Here is a 24,030-nt window from a genome sequence, read left to right as displayed (position 1 = left end):
GCGCGATGAGCTGCGGCGACGGCGCGGTGTTCGGTACCCGGGTGAGTGGTCGCACGTCCAGGTGGGTGCGCTGCGATGAACCACTCGGGCAACGACCGCGCGCTCCCCGGGAAAGACCTGCTGCTCGCGGCCTTCCGCGGCTTCCCGCACGAGGATCATCCGATGCTGGAGGCGGCGGGCGAACTAGCGCAGCTGCATCTGGTTCGCGAGCGGACCCCGGCGACCGAGTCGGTCAAGATCGATCGGCGTCGCATCCAGTTGGTGCGTACCATCGACCGCTGGGTCACCTTGGCGACCCCGGTCCCGGAGATCGCCGCTCCCGAACACACCGAAACCGTCGGCAGAATCGTGGACCGGCTCGCGGGGATGACCGCGCAGGCGTTCGCCGCGCTGGCCTTCGCCCCGGAAGCGGTCTTCTACGACGCGTGGGTGCAGATCGAGGAGCTGGCCGACGGCTACCAGGACCTCATCGACGACCTGCGCTACGGCATCCGGCGATTACCGGACGACCCGTACGAGCGCTCGTAACTATTTCCCGCGGCCGAACAGCCGGAACGACCGACTCCGGCGCTGCGGCAATGTCGCGTAGACCATGGTCATGTCGGCGAACACCTCCGCCTCCCGCTCCCGGTCGACGCCGAACTCGGTCCGGCCGAGCACATGCTCGATCGACTGCGGCGACACCGACGGCAGCAGCAGCCCCAGCGACGGCGGCACCGGCGCGCTGCGATCCGATTCGGTGGTGCCGTGACCGAGCAGCATGTGCCCGACCTCATGCAGGATGATGTGGTCGGCATTGCGGTCGGTGGCGTCGACGTCGTAGACGATGATGTCGTCGTGTTTGCGCGCGACCCAGAGACCGCCTCCGCCGCAACCGATCTCGTTCAGCAGCGGCTTGGGCGCGGTGTGCAGGCTGATGGAGCGGCCGCGGTGCGCGGCAACAGCGGCCAGATAGGCCGCCAGGTTCCACGGGTTGGGGAGGGGCACGGTTCGGGTCGCGTCACCGAAACGAGCTTCCATGCTGGTCATCCCGGCACACATTACTCACCGTGCCGCGACTAGTCACCTAGTGATCCGGGCGAACCCGGCGTGAGCTGGTGCACTGTCCGAGAACAAGATCCACTATTCGGCGGGTGGTTTCGCCGCTGCGGGGGCGGCGTGGAAGTACCGAATCGCCAGGTGGTTGACGCCCCACAGCACGACGCCGACGGCGAGCAGTACCCCCGCGATCGCGTACTGCTGCGGATTGCGGTCGGTCCACGGCGTCACCAGGAACCCGCACGTCAGCGCGCCGATCACCGGGAGCGCGGTGGGCGTGTGGAAGTGTTCGTGCGACACCGGATCTCGGCGCAATACCAGCACGGCGACGTTCACGACGGTGAACACGGCGAGCAGCAGCAGCGCGGTGGTGCCGCCGAGCTCGGGCACCTCGCTGACGACCGCGATCAGGCACAGCGCGAGCAGCGTGGTGAACAGGATCGCGATGTAGGGCGTGCGCCGACCGGCGTGCACGTGCCCGAGCGGCCGCGGCAACACACCCTGCCTGGCCATGCCGTAGAGCAGGCGACTGGCCATCAGCATGTTGATCAGCGCGGTGTTGGCGACGGCGATCATGCTGATGTAGGCGAAGACGTGCGTCGGGAACGCCGGCCAGCCCACCTGCACGACTTGCAGCAGGGGCGTGTCGCCCTGGCCGAGTTGCGCCACCGGCACCAGCGCGATCGCAGTGATCGAGACGAGCACATAGACGAGCGCGGTGATGGCCAGCCCGGCCAGCAGCACCTTCGGGAAGATCCGGCTGGGTTGCTTGCACTCCTCGGCCATATTGACCGAATCCTCGAAGCCGACCATCGCGTAGAAGGCCAGTGTGGTGGCGGCGATGACGCCGCCGACCGCCGTCCGGTCGCCGGTGTCGAACTCGACCACCCGGCCGAAGTCGCCGTCACCCGCGCCGAGCGCCCAGCAGCCGATCCCGATGACGATCAGCAGACCGGTCAGCTCGATGCAGGTGAGCAGCACGTTGAGCTTGACGCCCTCGCTGACCCCACGCAGGTTGATCGCCGCGACCACCATCATGAAGGCCAGCGCGATCATGGTGATCGCGATGCCCTTGCCGAGATCCAGGTCGAAGGCCGCGGCGAAGTTGGCCGCGAAGGCGCGCGACGCCGTCGAGGCCGAGGTGATCCCGGAGCACATCACCGCGAACGCGACCATGAAGGTCAGGAATTGGATGCCGAAGGCTTTGTGCGTGTAGAGCGCGGCACCCGCGGCATGCGGGTATTTGGTGACCAATTCGAGGTAGCTCATCGCGGTGACCAGCGCGACCAGGAACGAGACCACGAACGGCACCCACACCGCGCCGCCGACCTCGTTGGCCACCTTGCCGGTGAGCGCGTAGATCGAGGAACCGAGGATGTCGCCGACCACGAACAGCAACAGCAGTCCCGGGCCCATCACCCGCTTCAGCTCCGGCTGCGATTCCCGCTGTGCGGTGACCTCGGCCATGCGGTCCCTCCCGATGTTCGAACAGATGGATGAAGTACCCCGAACCACTCGAAAGTAGTCGACCGACTTTTACTTTCGCGGCGAATCGCGCGACGCGATGAACCGAAACGCGCGCTGTCTCGGTATCTCCTAGGACAGTCGCCCGCGACATGCGGACAAGTGCCGGTTCCCGGCAAACCGGTGCGGATATCCGCAGGATGAGAGCGTGCAGATGAGCCTGCTGACGGTGGCGTCGCGGCCGCGGATCGGGGCGGCCGCCCAGTGGTGGGTCCTGACCAGCCGCCTGATCCGGCCGTCCTGGCGCAACGGCGAGTTGGTGACCGCCGTGGTCGCGCCGACCGTGTTCACCCTCGGGTTCTACGTGCCGCTGAACCTGGTGATGAGCGTGTACGGGCACGGGCTCAGCAGCTACGCCCAGTTCCTCATGCCGATGATCGTGATGCAGGCGGTGGCCTTCTGCGCGACCTCGGCCGCGTTCCGTGCGGCCAGCGACGCCAAGGATGGGCTCACCGTGCGATTCGGCTCGATGCCGATGCCCGCGACGGCACCGCTGGCAGCGCGCGTGACGGCGGCGATGTACCGTGCCGTGGTCTCGTTGGCGGTCGCCGTGCTGTGCGGACTGGTGATCGGTGTGAGGTTCTATGGAAGCTGGTGGCATACAGCGGGTTTCATGGCTCTCTCCTTATTGATCGCGTTGTCGTTCTGTCTGGGCGCCGACCTGATCGGCAGCCTCGCGAAGAGCCCCGAGGCGATCACGCAGGCGCTCATCTTCCCGCAGTTGATCCTCGGCCTGGTGTCCACTGGTATCGCGCCGGCGCACCAATTTCCGTCCTGGCTCCAGCTTTTCGCGCGCAATCAGCCGGTATCGCAGTTCGTGTACGGCCTGCGCGCGCTGGCCGGTGATCCGAGCGGCAACGCGGGCGTCGTCGGCTGGCCGGTGCTCGGGCCCGGGTTGGCCTGGGCGGTCGGGATACTCGTGGTGTTCGGCGCGCTGAGTGCGGTCGTCGCCATGCGGAGGACGGGATGACGCAGACGGACGATCAGGTAGCCGCGGCGAATCTGCCTGTAGTGCACGGTCACACCGAGACCTGGCGGTTACTGGTGCCGCAGACCATCATTCAAACCCGGCGGCTGCTGCTGCGCTGGTGGCGCGATCCGTTGACGATGGTGCAGTCGCTGGTGTTTCCGGCGCTATTGCTGATCGTGCTGAATAACGTTCTCGGCAAGCAGATTTCGGTGTTCGCCGGCGCGAGCGCCCTATATGGCTCGGTGCCGATGGTGGCGCTGGTCGGGGTGATGTCCGGGTCGCTGGCCGGGGCGATCACGCTCGGCCGGGAACGCGATCAGGGCCTGCTCGCCCGGCTGTGGGTACTGCCGGTGCATCGCGCGTCCGGGCTCGCCTCGCGCATTCTCGCCGAGGGCGTGCGAATCCTGTTGTGCACCATGGTGTTGTTCGGGGTAGGCATGCTGCTCGGTTTCCGGTTCGAGCAGGGGCTGCTCGCCGGTCTCGCGCTGTTCGGGGTGCCGCTGCTGTATGGGCTCGGCTTCGCGACGCTGGTCACGGCGTGCGCGGTGTTCAGTGCGAAAGCGGCACTGGTGGAGGCGGTTTCGCTGGGCTCGTCGATCATGATGTTCTTCAGCACCGGGTTCGTGCCGCTGGCCGCGTATCCGCGCTGGGCGCAGCCGATCGTCGCGCACCAGCCGATGAGCTACGCGATCGACGCCATGCGCGGGCTGTCTCTAGGCGGAGCGGTACGAACTCCGCTGCTGGCCACGGTGGCGTGGTCGGTCGGCGCGATCGTGGTGTTCGCGGTGCCCGCAGCCGTCGGCTACCGGCGTGCCAGCCGCAGTTAATGTCCCATCCGCGCCGCAGCGTCCATGATCATCTCCGCGGAGTCGCGCGGGCTCAGCGCCATCGCGCGCAGCTGGTCGAAAATCACACCGAAGCGGCGTATTTCGGGGTGACCCTCGATGAGTTCGTCGCCCGCGATGCCTTCCACGTACACCAGCTCCGGGTCGGCCGGATCGTGGAAGTCGAGCAGGGTGAACGAGCCCGCCATGCCGGGATGTGCGCCCGCGTCGAACGGGAGGACCTGCAGGATCACGTTCTTTCGTTTGGTTTCCTGGAGCAGCCGATTCAGCTGGCCATGCATGACGGCGGGCCCGCCGACGGTGCGCCGGATCGCGGCCTCGTCCATCACCACCCACAGCTCGAGCGGGTCCTCTTTGGTCAGGTTGGCCGCGCGGTCCATCCTGGCGCGTGCCCGGTCCTCCATGATCGCCGCTTCCACCTTCGGCATCGAGGTGTCGATCACGGCGGTCGCGTACTCCATCGTCTGCAAAAGCCCTGGGATGGTGGAGGTCTGGTAATGCCGCGCGGACAAAGCTTCGGCCTCGAAATTGATGTAGGCCGCATACACCTCGGAGACGCTGCCCTCGTACGCGCGCGACATACCCGGCTTGAGCGCGTCCGACAGCAACTCCATCGCGTCCTCGCGCTGCTCCTCGGTCACGCCGTACAGATCGAGCATCGCCTGCAGGGTGCGCCGCTGCGGCCGGGCCTGCGCGGTTTCGATCCGGTACAGCGTGGTGACGTTGATACCGGTCTTGCCACTCACGTCTTCTTTGCTGAGCTCGGCCTGCTCGCGCATGACCTGCAGCATCGAGGCCAACCGGCGTAATCGCACGGTCAGGACGGTGCGTTTGCCTGCCATGACCACTTCCCTTCGGTCTGCGCGCTGCTCGGCACACTGGCAAGTCGGTGGGGAAAGTCCACGTCGACGGCTGAAGTGCCACGGGAGCGTGTTCGTAGACGAAGCGTACCGCTTTCGATCTCGCTGCAATCCAAGGTTTTAGGTTCTCGCTCAGTAGGTTTTTCAGCCGCGTTTGTGGCGGAAGGCGTCGAGGCCATTGCGGTTGAGCATGCTGAACGTGGTCTTCCACCAGGGGCGGGCCGGGTCGGGATCGTTGCCCGCGCCGAGCCGGTGCAGCTGATCGGTGTGCCACTGCAGGTCCAGCGCACCGTCGAGCGAGCGCAGGCTGGTGACCTTGGACAGCGGGCCGCGCAGGCCCATTGCGATGCCGACGGTGCGGAGGCGTTCGTCGCGGCCGGTGAGCACGGCGTCGGCGGCGTCGGGGGTGACACAGGTCGGGCGGCCGATGCCGATCACGTCGCAGCCGCCGGAGGCGAGGGCGTCCGCCATGGCGGTGCGCGAGCGGAACCCGCCGGTGACGGCGATCGGCAGCGGGCCTGCTGCGGCGCGGGCGGTCCGCGCGTAGTCGAGGAAGTAGGCCTCGCGGGCCAGGGTGCTCGCCGCGGGTGCGTCCTTGCGGCCCATCATCGCGGGGGATTCGTAACTGCCGCCGCTGATTTCGATCAGGTCGAGGCCTTCGGTGACGAGCCGTTCGATGACCCCGCGCGACTCGTCCTCGGTGAAACCCCCGCGCTGGAAGTCGGCGGAGTTCAGCTTGATGCCGACGGCGAAGCCCGGCGCCACCGCGGCGCGAATGCGGCGGAGAACCTCGACGGCGAAGCGCATGCGGCGCTCGGGATTACCGCCCCACCGGTCGGTGCGCTGGTTGGCGAGCGGCGACAGGAACTGCGACACCAGGTATCCATGCGCTCCGTGGATCTGCACGCCGTCGAACCCCGCTATCTCGGCGATCCGCGCCGTCGTCGCGTAGCGGTCGATGGTCTCTTCGATCTCGGCGTCGGTGAGTGCCCGCGGCGTCGGCATGCCGGGGATCTTCGGGGCTATCGCCGACGGTGCGACCGGACGGGTCCGCGTCACCAACGGATTGGCTTGTCTGCCAGGGTGATTGATCTGCATCCAGATCGGCGCGCCGCCGTCGTGGGTGGCCTTCGCCCAGGCGGTCAACGCGTCGAGATCGCGCTCGTCGTCGACCACCACATTGCCCGGCTCGCCGAGATGGCCGCGGTCGACCATCACATTGCCGGTGACCACCAATCCGTAACCGCCTGCGCCCCACCGCGTATAGAGCCGGGTCAGCCGCTGGTCGGGTGCGTTGGCGGTGTTGCCCAAACCTTCGCTCAAGGCCGATTTCATCAGCCGGTTGGGCAGGATCTGGCCGCACGGCAGCGCGAGCGGGTCGGCCAGGGTGGTGACGGAGGTCATGCTGAGTCCTTCTGCTGGGCAACGGGTTCAGGATCGTGCGGCACGCGCGGTACGGACCGCGAGCTCCTTGGCTGCCGCGAGCGGCTCCCACTTCGCGGGGTCGGCGGCATGGTCGGCGACGCCGAGGACGTTGCCCGCACGGATCTCCGCGTCCAGGTCGCGCCCGCACGCCGCCCCCGCCGCATGCAGGCCGGACAGCATCGCGCCTTCGACCGCGGGACCCCACGCGGTGCTCGCGCCGCACAGGAACAGGCCGTCGATTTCGGTGCGGGTACCCGGCCGGAACGGCCCGAACTGAGTGAGGGACAACTCGAGTCCGTATGGAGTGCCCGCACTGGCGCGGGTGTAGCGGTGCTGGGTCAGCGGGGTGGCCGCCTCGCACCACACGATGTGGTCCGCGATGCCGGGGATGACCTCGGCGACCCGCGCGATCATGATCTCGGTGAAAGCCGCTTTCACACGCAGGTATTCGGGGTTGCGCTGGTAGCTGTCGTCGCCCGCCGCGGGCCAGGCGGCCAGGCCCCAGAATTCGGGCTCGCTGGGGACTAGGGTCATCACCTCGAGTACCGAGGAGCCCGTCGGCGCACCGTGCGGGTTGTCCGGATCCTTGACCGTGGTGACACTGACATACGCGGGCAACCGCTTTCGAGCCTCCGCGATGCGTCCATCTTTGGTGTAGCCCGGCTTGTTCTCCGACAGGGCTTGGAACAGTGAGGTGACATCCTCGGAGGTCGGCAGCGAGTAGAAGTTGGTGTTGGCCATCCGGGTACTCAGGTCGAGGTCGACGCCTAGATAGCAGTTGAAGAACGATTGCGACATCCGTAACCGCTCGACCCGCGTGATGGTGGTGCGGCGCAGGTGTTTTCGTCCGACGAGCTGGAGATAGGTCTGCTTGAGGTCGGCGTTGGAGACCACGATCGGCGCGGTGAACTGGCTGCCGTCCTCGAGTTCGACGCCCGCTACTGCCTTGTTGTCGACCAGGATTCGGCGCACGGCGGACCGCGTACGAATCTGTCCGCCGTTGGCGACCACGACCTCGCCGAGCCGGGTCGAGAGCACTTGTCCACCGCCCTTGGGGAACCAGGCGCCGTCGCTGAGGAAGTTCTGCAGCATGAACGCGTGCACCGCGACCGGGGTGCGGTGCGGCGGGCTGGCATAGGTGCCGTACTGCACCGACATCGCGGCTTTGAGTGGGGGACTGAGTAGATGGGCGTTCAACAGCTGGGTCAGCGGAATCATCGCCCACGGCGCGTGAATACCGGCCGCCAGCAAGAACTTCGCGTTGCCGAGCAGGGACGCCGGGGTGCGGCTGTGGTCGATGCTCGCGCCGATCCGCCGCAGAATGCCGACCACCCGGCGGATCTTTCGTGCCTCGGCCGGGAACGCCTCGATCAGGTTGCGCTGGTAGTTGTCCCAACCCCGCGGGATCTTCAGCGTCAGGTCGGGGAAGACGATGGTGTCGAAACCGTCGGGGTCCAGCGGCAGGAACTCGATCTTCTGGTCCAGCCCGAGGCCGCGCAGGATGGTCGGGATCTGACCGTTCGGCCCGCAGTCGCCCAAATAGTGCACCCCGACGTCGAATTCCCACTTTCCGGCCCGCCGGAACACGTGGGTGCAGCCGCCGATCACGTCGTAGGCCTCGAGCACCAAGGTGCGCCGGCCGGCCGCCGCCAGATACGCGGCGGCGGTCATGCCGCCGATGCCCGCGCCGACGACGATCGCGTCGAAGGTGTGGTCCGCGGTGGCCGCGTCCTGCTCGACGAGAGCGGTCATGTGTTCCTCCATGATCGGGCCTCGCCGCGGCGAGCTGGACCGTTGCTGTTACCAAAGGTCACGGTTTCCTACACGGTAGTAGCATGATCGGTCTACCGCAAGCAGGAAATAGGTAAGCTGCGACCATGACGATGCGTCCCCGTGAGCGGCTCATCATGGGCACGATCGACCTGATCCGCCGCCGTGGCGTCGCGGGCACCGGCATGACCGAGCTGCTCGCGCACAGCAACACCGCCCGCCGGTCGATCTACCAGAACTTCCCGCGCGGCAAGCAGCAGCTGGTCGAAGAGGCCACTCGGACGGCGGGCAAGGTGATGGCCGCGGCGATTGCCGCGACCGCCGAATCCGGCACCGCCGCCGCACGACTCGCCGATTTCGTGCGGATGTGGAAGGACACGCTGGTGAATGGCGACTTCACCGCGGGCTGCCCGGTGGTCGCGGCGGCCTTGGCCGGGTCGGAAGTGCCTGCGGCGCCTGCCATCGCCGCCGAGGCATTCGCCGAGTGGGAGGCGCTGATCGCCGAGCAGTTGATCGCCGAGGACTTCGACGGTGCGACTGCGGCATCGTTGGCGACTACGGCGGTGGCGGCCATCGAGGGTGCGGTTGTCATGTCCATCGCCGCCCGTTCGGTCACTCCGCTCGAGCGAGTCGCGGCACAGCTCGATCAGCTGCTCCGTTACCCGCAGTCCGGGCGCGGGGCGTAGTCAGCACTTCTGCACAGTCCGGCAGATCCGGCGGGGCTTCGGTGCCGAATACGTTCTGGTCGGAAGTGATGACCCGGGTCGACTCGGGGCGTCGTTCGGCCTGTCGGCGAGCACGAATCCATCGAAGGAGTTCCCGTGTCCCTCAGCTACCGTTCTACCGGTGCCGCAATCCTCGCAGGCGCGGTACTCGGCGCGTGCATACTTGCCGCGCCCAGCTCGGCCAGTCCGGATCCGGACGGAGACAAGGCGCGCATCATCTGCAAGGAAAGTGGCCAGGTCACCTGGCTCAACGTGGGAATCGGAGAGAAAGCCTTGCCCGTCGGATGGCAGGCGACGATTCTCTTCAGCGGTTGCTCGGGGCCGGACATCTCGCTGACCGAGCCGAAACCGGTCAGCATGGCCATCGCGGGGACGGAGAAGGTCGCCTGCGACGGTCCGGTCGAGGAGCACAAAGGCACCGGGGCGATCACCTGGTCGGACGGAACCACCAGCAAGATCAGTCAGACGAGTGAAGGGCAGACCAAAACCGACGGCTCCGGCCCTGGCGACTTCCCGATCAAGATCGAGTCGGGTCATTTCAAAGGTCATGAGGCAGTGGACAGTAATGACGTGACGGTGGAGGGCACCTGCCCGGGTGTGACCGCAGGGGTGCTCACCGGAAAGTTCTACATCTTCTGACCAAATGCCGGACCCTTCCGCGTTCGGGCCGCTCCGGGCGGAGCCGATTCTGCTCGCGCACCCACACGCTCTCCCGGACCAGCTGACGGTGTTCCACCGCCGAGCCGCGCACAACGAACACTCGCTTGTCACGTGCGCGGCAACGCATTCGCTCACCACGGGCGAGGCCGAACACGACGAGTTCTTCGGAATCCGGCGTGCGGCAGGGGATGCCGAGTCGCTCTGGCATGCTGCGTTCGCGCGTGTTGTCGAAGCGGTTGTGGCACATACTCCGAGCCATCAGCACGAGGAGATCTGCGGCGCTTTGACCTCGACGTTCCCCGCGCTTCTTGTGCCGTCGGCGCAGCGACCGAATGAGCCGCTTTGGACCGGCCTCGACTACTGGGTCCGCGGCCATCAATTGTTCGCGGTCCTGACTCAGGCCGCCACGGTGAGCATGCGCCATGCCTGCACGCGGGCACGACTTGGTGATACAACGGCTGCCGCAGCCAGCCTCGAGACTACGGCATCCGTCTTTCGTTGCAGTGCAGCGGCTCTGCGACTCACTGCCGGATTCGCCGCCGATGAGTATCGGGAGCGGGTGCGGCCGTTGATGGAACCGCCGCGAGTTACCGCAGGCTTCAGCGGGATCCTGTCCGTCGACCATCGTGCGCTGGTCGACGCTCTGCGAAAGTGGCAGAGGCACAGCGAGATCCGCGAGTTGTCCGGGGGAGCCGCGCTGCTGCGCGATGCCCTTGCCGATGTATACGCGGCGCACGTGGGTGTGTGCGAGCGTTTCGTCGGCGAGCAGGCGCCCAGTCTCCGCACCGCGGCCACCGGGCAGCAGTCCGCGGCGGTGCGGGTACTGCGTGCACTGGGACAACGTCGACTCGGCTTGGTAGGTGGATCCGCAGATCGATAGGACCGTGGCCGCTCAGTCGCCGAGTAGCCCGGATGCGGTGCTGCTGAGCAGATCCCATGCGGCGGTGACGTGTTCGTCTCGCGTCGCGGTGCCGCCGATGGCGAGCCGGAGGGTGAACGCATCCCGGACCATGGTGTGGGACAGATAGATTCGCCCGGACGTATTGACCGCCTGCAACAGCTGCCGATTGGGTTCGTCGGGGCCGCGCAACCGGAAGCAGACCAGCGAAAGAGGATGCGGGGCCATCAGTTCGAAGCGGTCGTCGGCGGCCACCCACGTGGCGAACTGCTGCGCCAGCGCGACACTGTGCCGAATGTGCGCCTGCAGCCCTTCGACGCCGTAGCAGCGGATAACGGCCCACAGTTTAAGCGCGCGGAACCGCCGCCCCAGCGGCACCTGCCAGTCGCGATAGTCCACTACCGCGTCACTCACATTGCTGCGCAGATACTCTCGCACCACCGAGAGCGCGCCGACGAGCACCGTGCGGTCGCGGACATAGCAGGCGTCGCAGTCGAAGGCGGTGAGCAGCCACTTGTGCGGATTCGTCGCATAGGAGTCGGCGTAGTCGGCCACGCCGTGCTGGATCCAGCGCAGCTCAGGGCACACCGCGGCGACTCCCGCATACGCGGCGTCGACGTGTAGCCACGTACCGAACTCGGCGCAGATCGGGCCGATTCGGTCCACCGGATCGATGGCACTCGTGGAGGTCGTTCCGACGGTCGCCATCACCATCACCGGGATAAGGCCCGCCCGAACGTCATCCGCGATCGCGGTCCGCAACGCCTCTGGGTCCATCGAATAGTCCGCGCGAGTACCGATGAACCGGACCGCCGCTGTGCCGAGACCGGTGATGCGCGCGGCCTTCTCCAGCGCCGAGTGCGCGTCGGTCGAGGTGTAGACGCGGTAGCGAGCCCGGTCCACGCCCTCGGTCTGCACGCGACCCGCCGATGTCCGGTGCAGCGCGGCGAGCAAGGCGACGAGGATCGCGCTGGAGGCCGAGTCCTGGATGACGCCGCCGCCGCTGCCGGCGAAGGTGAAGCACTCGGGCAGTCCGAGCAGGCCGGCGAGCCAATCGAGCACGTGCTGTTCGAGTTCGGTGCAGGCGGGACTGGTCTGCCACATCATGCCCTGCACGCCGAGGCCGGCGGACAGTAGTTCCGCGAGCACCGCGGGGCCCGACGTGCTGGACGGGTAGTAGGCGAAGAACCCCGGATGCTGCCAGTGCGTCAGCCCGGGAACCAGAATCGAGTCGAGATCCGCCAGTACCGCGGTGAAGGGTTCGCCGGTCTCGGGTGGTGTGTCCGGCAGCCCGGCTCGCACCTGTCCGGGTGTTACCTGGGACAACACCGGCAGCGACGCTACCCGATCCCAGTAGTCGGCGACCCAGTCCACGACCGCGCGGCCGTGTCGGCGGAATTCCTCGGTGCTCATGTGGTCGGGCGCAGGGTGCATTCCTGGTATTCGATCCGATGACCCGCGCGGATAGGCCACGAACTGCGGAAAGTGCTGTCGGGCACCAAAGCTTCACGGATCGGAAACCTGCGGAAACCTGGAGTTCGGATCGGTCACGTAGGTTCACGCGTTATGACTGGGGCGGGTTCGACCTCGAAGCGGTTCGTGCACATCGTCGTTGTGGTGACTGCCGCGTTGGCGCTGATTTTCGGGCTGTCCACGGGCGCGCCGGAGCAGGCGCGGCCGGTGCGGGCGGACGAGTCGATCATGCTGGTCAGTGCCGCTGTCCCGCAGCGGGCCTGGGACACGCTGGCGCGGATCGACGCAGGCACGTGGCCGCCGAACGACGGTTCGGGCACCAAAGGTGGTGGGGTCTGGTCGAACCGGGAGGGGCGGCTGCCCGCTACCGACTCGGCGGGCAGTCGGATCGCTTACCAGGAGTGGGACGTCAATATAAAGAAGCCGGGGCAGACTCGCGACGCCGAACGCATTGTCACCGGCAGCGACCGATCCGCTTGGTACACCGGTGATCACTACGCCAGCTTCACTCGAATGCGCTGAATGGGCTGGACCGGACCGCGGCTCGATTGGTAACCCGCCTTGACATGATCGGCGGCTGCTCTCGGGGTCCGCGGCGGGTCCGGCAACCGATCGGCATCCACTCGAATGGTGGGGAAGTAGCGTCGATTCGCACCCCTCGCGGTAGCTCCGCACCTACGCTGGCGTGCAGTGGAAGTCGGCTCTCATATCGTCGCGTAATCCGCGGCGAGGCCCTCGGCTCAGGTGGCGCTGAAGGTGCGGCGAGCCTGCGGAAGCGGGCGCTTGATCCCCCGCGTAGCGGCCGGTTGCAGCAATGCGGACGCACTCTTGCGTTCTTGCATATGTAAGAGCATGATCCAGCTAGCCTAGTTGTGAACAACCGATCCGATGACCGGGATTACGGAATCGAGAGCCAATTATGTTGGTACAAAGCGTGTTGGTATCGGGCGCACTCGGGGTGACACGATGAGTGCACCGACCGTAGGGGTACTGCCGACAGCTCCGCAATTATTGTGTGCCTTTCAAGGACGTCGTTTCCAAGATCGGGAAATGCTGCGTTCCGCGCATGCGCTCGCCGAACTGCATGCGCGCAGGCAGCAGGTGCGAGACACCGCATTGATCATCGAAATAGACTACCGCCGGGGTGAACTCGTCGACGAGATCAATGATTGGATCGGTAAGGAAATGCCGCAGCATCGCAATGGTGCGTCGCTGCACACGGAAAGCCTCGGCGCGGTGGTGGACCGGATGGCGCGCAGCTGGGTGGACGCGAACCAAGCCATTGACGTCTCGGGCGCGCGCAGCGACAATACCCATAAACATTGGTATCACCTGGCCGAACTTGTTGATGGGTACACTGATCTGGTAACCGACGTGGCCGGTGGCCGGCGTCGATTGCCTGAGCAGTGATCTTCTCGACCGATGTTCGCACCGCGATAGTGACACTGCCCCGACAGCGTCGCTTGCCAAAGAAGGCGACGTTCAGCGTAGTCATCCGACCAGTGGCTTTCTCTGAATGATCACGTCGTCACAGTGACGGCGGGCGCAACGGGGCGCCCCGCCCGGCGTGCCGCGTGGTCGACTGGCGCGGCACGCCCGCTGGAATCTCATTCACTGCAATCATTCGGCAATAGTGAAGATTTCGTGTGCCGCCACCCGGACGCTGCTCTGTCCGTGCGTCCGCATCCGGGTAAGTAGCTCCACCCAGGCGGGCGTCCAGCCGAAGTGATTGCCGCACTGTGCGATCAACGCCAACGCGGCCAACGCGACCGCGCTGTCCACGTCCACCGACAACTCGCGCGCCATCCGCGTCATGGTGCCGGCATCGACCATCTGCCCGTTGCGGGACAGCCGCGTGCGCAACTGTTCGGCCGGATAGACCACCAGGGCGCCCCGTGCGAACCCGCACGCCTGCCGGATCGAGCGCACGCTCGAATCGACGTCGGCCCAACGGATTTGGGCCACCAGCAGGTCGATCGCGAACCGGCGCCACTGCGGTTCGACCGCCAGTCGTTCGGCCACGGCGACCGCCGTCTCGCGCGCCGCATCGGACACACCGGCCGAGCTGCCCAGGTTGCCGAGCAGCGTCGAGAGTCGTTGCCGGGCAGGAAGATCGCGCCCAGGAATGACGACATCCTCGGCGGCGAGCAGCCGGTCCACCGCCGCGGGCACCGCGGCCCGGAAGTCGCTGGCGACGAGCACGCGCGCGGCGTGCCGCCAGAGTCCTGTCTCGCTGAGGTCGGCGAGCCGGTGCACCAGCATGTCGCCGGTATCGGCGGGTGCCCAGCGCTGCCAGCCGCCGAGGACCCGCATCGCCTCGGTGGCCAGCTGGACGTCGGCGCCGCCCGCCATCTCCCGCACCAGCCCGGCCATCCTGCGCCGCTGCGGGATCGGCAGCAGGGCGGGAACGAGATTCAATGCCTCGCCCGCCACCGCCGGGTCGCGTGACGCCGCGTCGAGGATCTGCCAGGCGTCCTCGTGGTCGAGCAGCCAGCGGCACGCCAAGACGATCGCGCGCCGGACATCCCGATGCTGGTTCGGGCGGTCCCAGATCGCTCGGATCACGGCCAACGCCTCCGGTGCGTGCAGCGCCGCGAGCAGCCGCACGCCCTCCTTCAGCGAGGTGATCTTCGGGGAGTCCAGCAGCGGCGTGAGCGCGGCCGCGAGCCGATCCGGGGCGATACTCGTGGCCCGGGAAGCGATGCCGCTCACCGCGACTCGCGCTCGATCGGAGTCCACGTACCTGCTGAGCACGCCGATCGCGGCCTCGGCCTCGGTGCTGCGGCCGAGCGCGGTGAGCGCCGCCTCGGCCACCGTGAGCTCGGGATGATCGGTGTAGCCGACGAGCCGGGCGAAGCTGCCCGGCAGCCTGCCCAATCGGCGCACCGCCCAGGCCTTTTCCCACGGCGAGGACTCCTTGGCGCGCACCAGTCCGGTGAGCGCTCGCGCGTACAACTCGACCTGCCGTGCGGTCCAGCCGCCGAAGCCCTCCGAAAAATCCGGCACCAGGCGCACTTTCGGCGCGATGAAGCGCCCCGGTGTGGCGCCGTTGAGCACCGTGTCGAGCAGGTCGGTGCGGCGCGTGGCGATCAAGTGCTGCACCCGGGGTAGCGAGATGAGCGAGCGGTCCCGGTTCAGCAGCGTGGTGAGATGCTCGTCGCGGGTGGCCGGGTCGGCCAGTACCAGGTCGACCGCGCGGTGGATGACGGAGTCGTTGCGCGCGCCGCACGCCCGGAGCAGCAACTGCTGCAGCGGCACAACGTTCCAGGCGCGCTTGTTCAGGCCCTGGGCCAGATCGAGTGCCAGCCCCCATTCATCGCGCACCGCATCGCCGTCCAGTCGCCGGCGCAGTGCGGTGCAGAGCCGCTGCTCCGCGCCGCGGGGCAGATCGCGGTCCAGTTCCCACAGCGGTAGCGAGACAGACTGTGCCGCAAGCTTTTCGATCAAGCGCAGCGCCGCCTCGGTGTAGGCCGGATCGGTGGCTCTGGCGCCGTGCACCAGCAGCGTGCGAGCTATGGCACCCACCGCGCCGGTGGTCATGGCGGAGCGATCGCGGGCTTGCAGCGCGTCCGTGCCCAGTTCTTCCAGCGCGGGTAGGTGGTCGGTGCGCAACAGGGTGGGTGGGATCTGGTTGATCGCTTGTAAAGCTGTGCGCCGCACCGGGTCCTGTTCGTTGCGCAGCCGTCGCATCCCCTCGAACAGCGCGCCGACCACTGCGGGGTCGCGACTGCCGATCGCCGCGGCGACCAGCAGCGGATAGGCTTGCGCGCGCTCGTCGGCGGTCGGGCGGCGGATGCTCTCCCGCAGCACGGGTTCCGCGTCCGCCCAGGGGAGCCGGGCGATCAGCCGCTCACGGGACAGCCGATCATCGGATCCGCCTTGGCGCGACAGCAATTCGCGGGCCAGCGTGGCGCGTTCGTGCCGGGGCAGGCTGTCGAGGGCGTCGAGATCCACCTGCGCGGCGTCGACGCCGGGCCGGATGAAGACCTGCCGCACCGGCTCGAGGCGCCGGCTCGGCGGCAGCACATGCAGGAAATGCCGTTGGTGATAACCCGAATACGCGGCGCACACGGCGATCAGGCGCTCGTCGGGGAGCTCGCGCAACGCCGTGAACAGCGCACGCCCGGTCAGGCAGGTGCCGCGCCCGCTCGGATGCAGGATCAGTTCGACGACGGCATCGGTGTTGTGCCGAGCGAGCTTTCCCGCGACGGCATGCAATCCGTACGGTTGCACGTACCGAATCGCTTGTGCGGCAAGGGCGAGCAGGCGGTCCGGGTCCCGCAGCGCGAAGCTGCTCGCACCGGCGGCAATGCGCGGCCACAGCTCGGGCCAGTCGGATTCGCCCGCCTGCGTCGCGAGGTCCGCCAGATAGGTGAGCACCACCTCGGTGTGCCTGCGGCCCAACGTCTGCCAGTTCGGCGCCGCATACGCGAACTCGGCCAGGTGCTCGGTGACGAGCGCTGTCGAGCAATACGGCAGCACGCGCACCGCCTCCGCGTCACCGAAGCGGCGTCGGACCTCCGGCAACAGGGCATCGGCAAGGGCCGCACTGTGCTTGCGGCGCCCGATCGCTCGATACAGCGTCGTCCGTGTCCGGTGCGCCATCCGTGGCAGTCGCTCGACGAGCACCGGTGGCTCGACGCCGATCCGGACCAGCGCGACGATGGCCCGGGATACGAACTCCTGCTCGGCCGAGTCCAGCTGGCCGACAAGGTGATCACGGTCGGCGGCGATCGCGGCGAGGTGAATCGAGAGGACGCGTTCGTAGTGACCGCGCCCGGCCAGATCGGTCAGCAGTGCGCGGAGCTCCGCGGTGCCCGCCAACCGCAATGCCACCGTCGCGAGCGCCCGGCGCCGCTGCGGCGCGGACAACGGCTCGAGGTCCTTCACTAGCTTCGTCGCCGGTGCTGCCATTCGTCGACCGCCAACCTTTCCTCGGGTGTCGCGGGATCACCCCGTGGTCGTTGTGAGGATATGTCGCGCACACCGGGTTTCGCGGAACGAGCTCGAAACGGCGGCCCGCACCGAGTTTTCGCCGACGATGCGCCGCCCGGCGTTCAGGTCGCGGCGGCGGCCCGCGTCGCCCTGCGCTGTCGGCGGCGGCGCAGATAGCGGCGGATGCGGGTGGCGAGGAAGGTGACCAGGATCAAGCCGATCAGCAGCAGGATGCCCGCGATGATGGCCGCGGGCAGCGGGTGGAAGATGGCGAGGGTGATGAGGCCCGCGACGGAGATGTCCTCCGCGGTGCTCGCCACGATGTTGCTCGCGGGTTCGGGCGAGGTGTTGATCGCCATTCGAGTGCCGGCCTTCACCAGATGACTCGCCAGAGCGGTGACGCCGCCGACCGCGCCCGCGGCCAGCTCGGACAGCGAACCATCCTGTCCCGCAAGCAATGCCGCGACGACGGCGCCCGAGGCAGGCCGGACCACGGTGTGTAGCGAATCCCAGAAGGAATCGAAGTACGGAATCTTGTCGGCGACCGCCTCGATCGCGAACAGCACCGCGGCGGCGATCAGGACGTCGGTGCGTTGCAGCGCCTCGGGCACCGAGTCGGACAGGCCGGTGCGACCGAACAGGCCGAGCAGCAATACGACGGCGTAGGCGTTGACTCCGCTCGCCCAGCTCGCGGTGAAGATCAGGGGAAGTGCTGACACGTCGCCATCCTAGGTCGAGACCCGGCCACCCGCCCTGACCACCGCAAACCCGCGCGCCGCCGCACACTTCCCAGGGTCACGCATGCCACTGCGGACGCGGGAAATCCCGAGGTGCGCGGCCGGTCAGCGCAGGGCGGCGCGGCTACGCAGGCGGCCGAGCAGGACCAGCGCCAGCAGGGTGACCAGGACGAGCAGCGTGGTGCTCGCGGCCGCGTCGAACACCTCGCCGCGGTCGGTTTGGGCGAAGATGCCCACCGGCAAGGTCTTCCAGGTGGCCGGATAGACCATGATGGTGGCGCCGAGCTCGCCCATGGACAGCGCGACGGCGAGTCCGGCGGCCGCGCCGAGCGCCGGGAGCAGCAGCGGCAGCGTGACCTGGCAGAGCACCCGGACCGGGCCGGCGCCGAGGGATTCGGCGGCCTGGCGGTAGCCGGGGTCGATGCGGTCCAGTGCGGCGGCGACCGCGCTGAAGGCGTAGGCCAGCACGAGCACCGAATGTGCCAGGATGACAATCCATTTGGTGCCACCGAGCAGCACCGGCCGCTCGTTGAACGCGATCAGCACCCCGAGGCCGATGGCCACCGACGGCACCGCGACCGGCAGATGGAACACCGCGTCGGTGCAGCGCCGCCACCAGCCGGGTGCCTCGCGCGCCGCCAGGGCCGCCCAGGTGCCGAGGACCAGCGAGACGGCACCGGCCAGCAGCGCGGTCTGCAAACTCACCGAGAGGCTGGCGGCCTGCTCGCCGGACAATGCGCGCTCGAAGTTGGCGAAGCCCAGGTCCGACGGCAGCGGGCCGGTCCAGTGCCCGGCGAGGGCGGCCGCGACCACGGTGGCGATCGGCGCGGCGAACACCACGAACACCACGAGGGCGAACGCGGCGAGCACCGCGACCCGGCCGCGTCTGGTCCACATGAGCATCGGTTCAATTCTCCTTCTGGGCTGTGAACCGGGCGAAAACCAGCCGGTACCCGATGTACAGCGTGAGCGAGAGCAGCACCTGCACCGAGGCGAGCACCGCGGCGCCGGGCAGATCGAAGGTGACGATGCCGCGGGTGTAGATCAGCGCGGGCAGCGTGATCACGCCCTTGGCGCCGGTGAAGAGCACGATGCCGAACTCGTTGAGCGTCAACAGCAATACCAGGCTGCCGCCCGCCGCGAGCGCGGGCCACGCCTCGGGAAGCACCACCTGGCGCAGCACCCGCCACGGCGATGCGCCGAGACTCGCGGCCACGTCGAGCTGTTCGCGCGGTAGTTGCGCGAACGCGGCGAGCAGCGGACGTACGACGAACGGTGTGAAGAAGGTGATCTCGGCCAGGATCACGCCGAGCGGGGTGCTCAGGAAGTTCAGTGCGGGTTCGTTGTGCCCGGTGATGCTGGTGATCAGCGCGTTGACCGCACCTGCCGTGCCGTAGAGGAAGGTGAAGGCCAGGGTGATGAGAAACGACGGCAGCGTCAGCACGGTGTCGATGAGCCTGCCCACCACCTGCGACCCGGGAAACGGCACGAACGCCAGCACGATTGCCAGGAACGCGCCGAGTACCAGGCAGCCCGCGGTCGAGCTGACTGCGATGAACACCGTGCGCCACAACGCATCACGGAAAGATTCGGAACCCAGCACCTGTGACCAGACCGAGGTGCCGCGACCGGTCGGGGTCACCGTGGATTCGGCGAGGACCCGCACGATCGGGTACACGGCGATGAACAGCACCACCAGCAACGGAGGCAGGCTCCACAGCACCGGCTTCCAGTTGCGTTGCCGCGCAGCTGGTTGCGGCTCCGGCGCGGCCACCGGCGCGAGTACCACCGGCGCGCTCATGCTCGGCCGCCGCTACGCCGTTGTCTCGCGGACATGCCGCACACTCCTTGATTTCCCGCACATGGAATCGCATGCGATTGCGTATGCGGGAAATCAGAAGGTGTGCGGCAATTCTGCGCCCGCCTCATCGGGGGGCCTCGGTGCGGCCGACCGTGCGGGGGATCAGCACGCCGGCGGGGTCGGGGAAGCGGACGCCGACGGTGGTGCCGGTGGCGGTGTCGAGCTGACCCGGGACGTCGGCGGTGACTTCGTCGGCCAAGCCGTCGACCGCGACAGTCAAACGGGTGGATGCGCCGCGCCAGACAGCGGAGACCACCGTGCCGCGCAGTGCGTCTCGTTCGGAGGTGGCGCCGATGCGCACGGTGTGCGGGCGCACGCACAGCAGAGCGGGGGAGTCGAGGACCCAGTTCTCCTGTCCGACACCGGGGGTGGGGGCCTCGGCCCGCAGTGTCCGGTTGCCGACGGTGACCAGCGCCGAACCGCCCGACAACCGGTTCACCGTGCAGGGCAGCAGGTTCGCGCCGCCGAGGAAGGCGGCGGTGAAGTCGCTGGGTGGCCGCCGCCAGAGGTTCTCCGCGGTGTCGATATCGACCAGGTGGGCGTCGCACATGACCGCGATCCGGTCGGCCAGCGCGAGCGCCTCGGACTGGTCATGGGTCACGTACAGCATCGCCGTGTCCGGCAACGCCTTTCGCAGCTGCTGGAGCTCGCCGAGCATGGACTGGCGCAGCTGCGCGTCGAGTGCAGCCAGCGGCTCGTCCAGCAGCAGCACCTTGGGCCGGATGGCCAGCGCCCTGGCGATCGCCACCCGCTGCTGCTGACCACCGGACAGTTCCCTGGGCAGCCGCTGGGCGTAAGCGCCCATACCGACCATGGCCAATGCTTCGGTGACCCGTGCGCCGATCTCGGTGCGCGGCACCCGATGCGACTTCAGTCCGAAGGCGACGTTGCCGTGCACACTCATGTGCGGGAACAGCGCGTAGGACTGCACGACAACACCGATGCCGCGTTTGGCGGGCGACAGGTCGGTGACGTCGCGCCCGGCCAGCCGGACCGCGCCCGAGGTCGGCCGGACGAATCCGGCCAGGGCCTTGAGCGCGGTCGACTTGCCGGAACCACTCGGTCCGAGCAGGGCGACGGTCTCGCCCGCGGCGACGCGCAGCGTGAAATCGGCCAGTGCGACAGTGGTTTTGCGGCCGCTGCGGTAGCTGACGCCGACCCGGTCGAAGACGATCGCCGGTTCGGTAGCGGCCGGTCGGGACAGGGCGGTGGTGGATGACTTCGTGAGTGCGTCACCGGTGGACATGGTCGACTCCCTTGGGATTGAGGGCGTTTCAGCTACCGGTGGCCTTCTGGTAGGCCGCCAGATCGCCGTCGAGGTCGGTGAGCACCGTGTTCCAGTCGACCGGCAGCAGTTCGACACCCTGCAGCAGCGAGCTCGGCGACGGTCCCGATCCGGCCGGGGCAGCACGCAGTTCCGCGCGGGCGGGCACCGCGAAAGCGTCCGAGCCCAGCGACTTCTGCGCCTCGGCCGAGAGCAGGAACTCCATCAGCTTCTTGGCGTCGTCCTTGTGCGGGGCGCCCTTGGCCAGGCCCATCACGTAGGGCACCGCGACGGTCGACTTCTTGCCGTCGGCGGTGGCCGGGAAGAAGACGCTGAACTTCGCGCCCTTCTCCTTGATGGTGGTCAGGTTCATCTGCACGTCACCGTTGGCGATGCTCAGCTCACCCTTGTCGACCTTGGCCTGCAGCTTGCCGGTCGACGAGGACGGCCCGACATTGTTGGCCTGCAGCTTGTTCAGGTAGTCCAGCGCGCCCTGCTTGCCGAGCAGCTTCTGCAACAGGATCAGTACGGCGGTGCCGTCACCGGCCTGGCCCGGCGTCGAGTACTGCAGCTTGCCCTTGAAGTCCGGCTTCAGCAGGTCGTCCCAGGGGATGGCGGTGGTGTCGACCGACGGGTTGGCGATGAAGCACAGGTAGTTGTTGGCCAGGGTGACGTACTTGCCCTCGGCGTCCTTGTCGGCGGCCGGGACCGCGCTGGTATCGACCCCGCTGTCCTGGAGCAGCCCACTGGCTTTCGCCTTCTGGATGAACGGCGGCAGCGTGACGACCACGTCGGCCTGCGGGTTGGCCTGCTCCTTGTCGACCCGGTTGACCACCTCGCCGGAGCCCGCCTCGACCAGGTTGACCGCGATGCCGGTCTGCTTCTCGAACTCCGCGAACTGGGTCTGATACCAGCTGCCGACACCGTCGGCGGAGTAGACCGTGACGGTCTTGCCGCTCGCGCTCTCGGTGCCGGTGCCACCACAGGCGGCGGTGGCGGCGACAGCGGTGGCGGTGGCGAAGAGCAACGCGGTGCGGGCGAGGGTGCGCGCCAGGCGGGCCGGCGGGTACGAAGTACGCACGATGACTACAACTTTCGGTTCGTGAGGAGTGTCGGAGTCGAAGGGAGTGGATGCGCCGGCGGCTGCCGGAACGGTTCAGCTGTGCTCGGCGAGCACCAGTTCGGCGAACTCGACGACCGACGGCACGACGTGGGTGGCGCCTGCCGCGCGCAGCTGCGCTTCGTCGTGTGCGCCGGTGAGCGTGCCCGCGACGATGCGGGCTCCTGCGGACAGTCCGGTGGCGATGTCGCTGGTCGTATCGCCCAGCACCGCAACACGATCCACGGCGTCGGCCTGCAAGCGGAGCAGCGCGGTGAGGACCATGTCGGGGTAGGGGCGGCCACGTCCGGCGTCCGAGGGAGCCAAGGTCAGGTCGGCGATGTCGGTCCAGCGCAGCGCGTTCAGCAGCCGGTCCTGGGTGGTCCGGCTGAACCCGGTGGTCAGTGCGACCCGCACGCCGGCGCCACGCAGCTTGCTGATCGCTTCGGCGGCACCGGGAATCGGCGTGATCTCGACCTCGTCGATCAGCGCGTCGTAGGCGGACTCGAAGGCCCGGTTGGCTTCCTGCGCGCGCTCTTCATTGCCGAGCAAGGCACGGAACACCGCGATTTTGGACTGGCCCATCGTGTCCAGCACGTACTGCCGGGCTTTCTCGCGTTCCGGCCCGTCCGCCGCGATGCCCGCCGCGGTGGCGGCGGCCTCGAAGGCGCGCAGGACCAGGCCGCCGTCGGCGACGGTGGTGCCCGCCATATCCAGGACGACTAGTTGAATGGTGTTGTCGGACACTGCAATCCTCACAAATTCAGCAGGTCGGCGGTGTGCTCGCCGAGTGCGGGGCCGAGGGTCATGCCGCGGCCGCCGGGGCCGGTGATCACCCAGATGTGCTCGCCCGCCGCGGCGCGGGTGACGATCGCGGTCGGGTCGACGCTCTGGCTGTACACGCCGGCCCAGCGCCGAACCACCTGCGGCAGTTTGCGTCCGAGTAGTTCCTCGGTGACGGCGGTGAGGTGCTCGTAGGGCGCTTCGTCCACGTCGAAGGCGAACGGCTCGTCGTATTCGTGGGTGTCGCCGATGGTGAGCCCGCCGTGCAACCGCTGCACGCAGAGCAACTGCATCTTGTGCTCGGCGGCGGTCGCGGACTGGGACTGTTCCCGGTTCAGCGTGTCCACCTCGTCGCCCGCGAAGCCCGGGTAGTAGCGGAAGCTGTCGCCGTCGGCGATGGCGGTGGTGAGCGGGTCGCCCAGCGGCGCGGTCTGCATCATCTGCAAGCGGACCCGGCGCACCGGCAGATCCGCGACCAGCTCGCGGGTCAGCCCGCTGTGTGCGGCGCCGGGGCAGACCAGCACCAGATCGGCCTCGAAGCGGCGGCCCTGATCGTCGAGCACGGTGGCACCAGTGGCGGTGTCGAGGACCGACCTGGCCTCGGTGCCCGCGTGGAAGGTGTATCGGCCGGTGGCGGCCAGGTAGGCGCGCAGCGCGGGCAGCGCCTGGCGCGACTCGACCGCGGCATCGGTCGAACAGTGCAGTCCGGCAAGGAATTTCCCGCGCAGGGCGGGGTTGATCGCGCGCACCCGGTCGGGCTCGAGCAGTTCGAAGCCGCGGGCCTCGGCGGTCGGTCCGGCCGCGGCCTGCTCGGCGACGGCGAGTTCCGCAGGGGTGCGCACCAGCGTGATCGATCCGGCGGGACGGAATCCGACAGCGGGGACCTTGCCGCCGATCTCCTCCCACAGCTGCCGCGAGCGCAGCGTCAGTTCCAGTTCGGCGGCGGAGCGCCCGGAGACCCAGACCAGGCCGAAGTTGCGGACTGTGGCGCCGCGGGCCTCGGTCTCCCGCTCCAACTGCACCACTTCGTGACCGCGGCGGACGGCGGCCACGGCGTGTGCGGTGCCGAGGATTCCACCTCCGATGATGACCAATCGCATGGACTCATCGTGCACATTGGTCTAGACCAAGCGGTGTTGCCTGTGCGAACGCCAGGTTAATAA

General features: G+C 68.0%; 22 protein-coding genes. 8 read left to right on the top strand and 14 right to left on the bottom strand.

Annotation, left to right across the window (positions count from 1 at the left end; genetic code table 11):
• Positions 1-75: 75 nt before the first annotated feature.
• Positions 76-528 (top strand): DUF4254 domain-containing protein, encoded by a 453-nt coding sequence (locus DBO33_RS31780; RefSeq protein WP_107658330.1) that lies wholly within the window; start codon positions 76-78, stop codon positions 526-528.
• Here DBO33_RS31780 and DBO33_RS31775 read toward each other — a convergent pair whose 3' ends face one another.
• A complete protein-coding gene (locus DBO33_RS31775) occupies positions 529-1,029 on the bottom strand; it encodes a hypothetical protein (protein WP_234391147.1) in 501 nt (166 codons plus the stop codon).
• 93 nt (positions 1,030-1,122) lie between these two features.
• Positions 1,123-2,505 (bottom strand): APC family permease, encoded by a 1,383-nt coding sequence (locus DBO33_RS31770; RefSeq protein ID WP_107658328.1) that lies wholly within the window; start codon positions 2,503-2,505, stop codon positions 1,123-1,125.
• A 211-nt stretch (positions 2,506-2,716) separates the two neighbouring features.
• Between DBO33_RS31770 and DBO33_RS31765 the strand changes: the two genes are divergently transcribed.
• Both DBO33_RS31765 and DBO33_RS31760 read left to right on the top strand, forming a co-directional pair.
• The gene (locus DBO33_RS31765; RefSeq protein WP_107658327.1) at positions 2,717-3,532 is read left to right on the top strand and encodes an ABC transporter permease; all 816 of its coding nucleotides are present in this window, start codon (positions 2,717-2,719) and stop codon (positions 3,530-3,532) included.
• Positions 3,529-4,359, top strand: coding sequence for an ABC transporter permease (locus tag DBO33_RS31760; protein ID WP_107658326.1), 831 nt, complete (start codon positions 3,529-3,531; stop codon positions 4,357-4,359). Before DBO33_RS31765 ends, DBO33_RS31760 begins: the two co-directional genes overlap by 4 nt.
• Here DBO33_RS31760 and DBO33_RS31755 read toward each other — a convergent pair.
• The 3 genes from DBO33_RS31755 to DBO33_RS31745 all read right to left on the bottom strand — a co-directional run bounded on the left by DBO33_RS31755 (position 4,356) and on the right by DBO33_RS31745 (position 8,414).
• On the bottom strand, positions 4,356-5,219 hold the full coding sequence (locus DBO33_RS31755; protein WP_107658325.1) for a helix-turn-helix domain-containing protein: 864 nt from the start codon (positions 5,217-5,219) through the stop codon (positions 4,356-4,358). The two genes, DBO33_RS31760 and DBO33_RS31755, sit on opposite strands and share 4 nt — an antisense overlap.
• A 162-nt stretch (positions 5,220-5,381) precedes the next feature.
• Entirely contained in the window at positions 5,382-6,641 is a 1,260-nt protein-coding gene (locus DBO33_RS31750) for an NADH:flavin oxidoreductase/NADH oxidase family protein (RefSeq protein ID WP_107658324.1), read from the bottom strand.
• 27 nt (positions 6,642-6,668) lie between these two features.
• On the bottom strand, positions 6,669-8,414 hold the full coding sequence (locus DBO33_RS31745; RefSeq protein ID WP_159080633.1) for a phytoene desaturase family protein: 1,746 nt from the start codon (positions 8,412-8,414) through the stop codon (positions 6,669-6,671).
• 125 nt (positions 8,415-8,539) lie between these two features.
• On the opposite strand from DBO33_RS31745, the gene DBO33_RS31740 reads away from it, so the two are divergent.
• From DBO33_RS31740 to DBO33_RS31730, 3 genes are all read left to right on the top strand, one after another.
• Positions 8,540-9,118, top strand: a complete 579-nt coding sequence (locus DBO33_RS31740; protein ID WP_234391146.1) for a TetR/AcrR family transcriptional regulator — start codon at positions 8,540-8,542, stop codon at positions 9,116-9,118.
• 135 nt (positions 9,119-9,253) lie between these two features.
• Positions 9,254-9,796 (top strand): hypothetical protein, encoded by a 543-nt coding sequence (locus DBO33_RS31735; RefSeq protein WP_107658322.1) that lies wholly within the window; start codon positions 9,254-9,256, stop codon positions 9,794-9,796.
• A gap of 4 nt (positions 9,797-9,800) precedes the next feature.
• The gene (locus tag DBO33_RS31730; protein WP_107658321.1) at positions 9,801-10,697 is read left to right on the top strand and encodes a hypothetical protein; all 897 of its coding nucleotides are present in this window, start codon (positions 9,801-9,803) and stop codon (positions 10,695-10,697) included.
• 12 nt (positions 10,698-10,709) lie between these two features.
• On the opposite strand, the gene DBO33_RS31725 is transcribed toward DBO33_RS31730, so the two are convergent.
• Entirely contained in the window at positions 10,710-12,149 is a 1,440-nt protein-coding gene (locus DBO33_RS31725; protein ID WP_199856820.1) for an aminotransferase class V-fold PLP-dependent enzyme, read from the bottom strand.
• 132 nt (positions 12,150-12,281) lie between these two features.
• On the opposite strand from DBO33_RS31725, the gene DBO33_RS31720 reads away from it, so the two are divergent.
• Together DBO33_RS31720 and DBO33_RS31715 are read left to right on the top strand one after the other, a co-directional pair.
• Positions 12,282-12,710 carry a ribonuclease domain-containing protein gene (locus tag DBO33_RS31720; protein WP_107658319.1) on the top strand — a complete coding sequence of 143 codons (429 nt, stop codon included), beginning with the start codon at positions 12,282-12,284 and terminating at the stop codon, positions 12,708-12,710.
• Between the two features lie 528 nt (positions 12,711-13,238).
• Positions 13,239-13,598, top strand: a complete 360-nt coding sequence (locus DBO33_RS31715) for a DUF4254 domain-containing protein (RefSeq protein WP_107658318.1) — start codon at positions 13,239-13,241, stop codon at positions 13,596-13,598.
• Positions 13,599-13,808: 210 nt separating this feature from the next.
• Here DBO33_RS31715 and DBO33_RS31710 read toward each other — a convergent pair whose 3' ends face one another.
• The 8 genes from DBO33_RS31710 to DBO33_RS31675 form a co-directional block, all read right to left on the bottom strand.
• Positions 13,809-17,102, bottom strand: a complete 3,294-nt coding sequence (locus DBO33_RS31710) for a hypothetical protein (RefSeq protein ID WP_159080632.1) — start codon at positions 17,100-17,102, stop codon at positions 13,809-13,811.
• A gap of 143 nt (positions 17,103-17,245) precedes the next feature.
• Positions 17,246-17,842, bottom strand: coding sequence for a DUF4126 domain-containing protein (locus tag DBO33_RS31705; protein ID WP_107658316.1), 597 nt, complete (start codon positions 17,840-17,842; stop codon positions 17,246-17,248).
• 123 nt (positions 17,843-17,965) lie between these two features.
• Entirely contained in the window at positions 17,966-18,763 is a 798-nt protein-coding gene (locus tag DBO33_RS31700) for an ABC transporter permease (RefSeq protein WP_107658315.1), read from the bottom strand.
• A gap of 4 nt (positions 18,764-18,767) precedes the next feature.
• Positions 18,768-19,661, bottom strand: coding sequence for a 2-aminoethylphosphonate ABC transporter permease subunit (locus DBO33_RS31695; RefSeq protein ID WP_107658314.1), 894 nt, complete (start codon positions 19,659-19,661; stop codon positions 18,768-18,770).
• A 124-nt stretch (positions 19,662-19,785) separates the two neighbouring features.
• Entirely contained in the window at positions 19,786-20,967 is a 1,182-nt protein-coding gene (locus DBO33_RS31690) for an ABC transporter ATP-binding protein (RefSeq protein ID WP_107658313.1), read from the bottom strand.
• Positions 20,968-20,995: 28 nt separating this feature from the next.
• Positions 20,996-22,066 carry a 2-aminoethylphosphonate ABC transporter substrate-binding protein gene (locus DBO33_RS31685; RefSeq protein ID WP_199856819.1) on the bottom strand — a complete coding sequence of 357 codons (1,071 nt, stop codon included), beginning with the start codon at positions 22,064-22,066 and terminating at the stop codon, positions 20,996-20,998.
• A 75-nt stretch (positions 22,067-22,141) separates the two neighbouring features.
• Entirely contained in the window at positions 22,142-22,831 is a 690-nt protein-coding gene (locus DBO33_RS31680) for a phosphonatase-like hydrolase (protein ID WP_107658312.1), read from the bottom strand.
• Between the two features lie 8 nt (positions 22,832-22,839).
• Positions 22,840-23,967: a TIGR03364 family FAD-dependent oxidoreductase gene (locus DBO33_RS31675; protein WP_107660770.1), complete on the bottom strand. Its 1,128-nt coding sequence runs from the start codon at positions 23,965-23,967 to the stop codon at positions 22,840-22,842.
• Positions 23,968-24,030 lie beyond the last annotated feature (63 nt).

This window comes from Nocardia suismassiliense (assembly GCF_900269665.1).
Lineage (GTDB): Bacteria > Actinomycetota > Actinomycetes > Mycobacteriales > Mycobacteriaceae > Nocardia > Nocardia suismassiliense.
The sequence above is the reverse complement of the archived record's forward strand: the minus strand, read 5'-3'. Positions and strand labels throughout refer to the sequence as shown.

What these genes read in the sequence shown, in the direction of transcription:
- DBO33_RS31780 (WP_107658330.1), top strand. Translation starts at nt 76, where the DNA reads ATGAACCACTCGGGCAACGACCGCGCGCTCCCCGGGAAAGACCTGCTG.
- DBO33_RS31775 (WP_234391147.1), bottom strand. Translation starts at nt 1,029, where the DNA reads ATGACCAGCATGGAAGCTCGTTTCGGTGACGCGACCCGAACCGTGCCC.
- DBO33_RS31770 (WP_107658328.1), bottom strand. Translation starts at nt 2,505, where the DNA reads ATGGCCGAGGTCACCGCACAGCGGGAATCGCAGCCGGAGCTGAAGCGG.
- DBO33_RS31765 (WP_107658327.1), top strand. Translation starts at nt 2,717, where the DNA reads ATGAGCCTGCTGACGGTGGCGTCGCGGCCGCGGATCGGGGCGGCCGCC.
- DBO33_RS31760 (WP_107658326.1), top strand. Translation starts at nt 3,529, where the DNA reads ATGACGCAGACGGACGATCAGGTAGCCGCGGCGAATCTGCCTGTAGTG.
- DBO33_RS31755 (WP_107658325.1), bottom strand. Translation starts at nt 5,219, where the DNA reads ATGGCAGGCAAACGCACCGTCCTGACCGTGCGATTACGCCGGTTGGCC.
- DBO33_RS31750 (WP_107658324.1), bottom strand. Translation starts at nt 6,641, where the DNA reads ATGACCTCCGTCACCACCCTGGCCGACCCGCTCGCGCTGCCGTGCGGC.
- DBO33_RS31745 (WP_159080633.1), bottom strand. Translation starts at nt 8,414, where the DNA reads ATGACCGCTCTCGTCGAGCAGGACGCGGCCACCGCGGACCACACCTTC.
- DBO33_RS31740 (WP_234391146.1), top strand. Translation starts at nt 8,540, where the DNA reads ATGACGATGCGTCCCCGTGAGCGGCTCATCATGGGCACGATCGACCTG.
- DBO33_RS31730 (WP_107658321.1), top strand. Translation starts at nt 9,801, where the DNA reads ATGCCGGACCCTTCCGCGTTCGGGCCGCTCCGGGCGGAGCCGATTCTG.
- DBO33_RS31725 (WP_199856820.1), bottom strand. Translation starts at nt 12,149, where the DNA reads ATGCACCCTGCGCCCGACCACATGAGCACCGAGGAATTCCGCCGACAC.
- DBO33_RS31720 (WP_107658319.1), top strand. Translation starts at nt 12,282, where the DNA reads ATGACTGGGGCGGGTTCGACCTCGAAGCGGTTCGTGCACATCGTCGTT.
- DBO33_RS31715 (WP_107658318.1), top strand. Translation starts at nt 13,239, where the DNA reads ATGCTGCGTTCCGCGCATGCGCTCGCCGAACTGCATGCGCGCAGGCAG.
- DBO33_RS31710 (WP_159080632.1), bottom strand. Translation starts at nt 17,102, where the DNA reads ATGGCAGCACCGGCGACGAAGCTAGTGAAGGACCTCGAGCCGTTGTCC.
- DBO33_RS31700 (WP_107658315.1), bottom strand. Translation starts at nt 18,763, where the DNA reads ATGCTCATGTGGACCAGACGCGGCCGGGTCGCGGTGCTCGCCGCGTTC.
- DBO33_RS31695 (WP_107658314.1), bottom strand. Translation starts at nt 19,661, where the DNA reads ATGAGCGCGCCGGTGGTACTCGCGCCGGTGGCCGCGCCGGAGCCGCAA.
- DBO33_RS31690 (WP_107658313.1), bottom strand. Translation starts at nt 20,967, where the DNA reads ATGTCCACCGGTGACGCACTCACGAAGTCATCCACCACCGCCCTGTCC.
- DBO33_RS31675 (WP_107660770.1), bottom strand. Translation starts at nt 23,967, where the DNA reads ATGCGATTGGTCATCATCGGAGGTGGAATCCTCGGCACCGCACACGCC.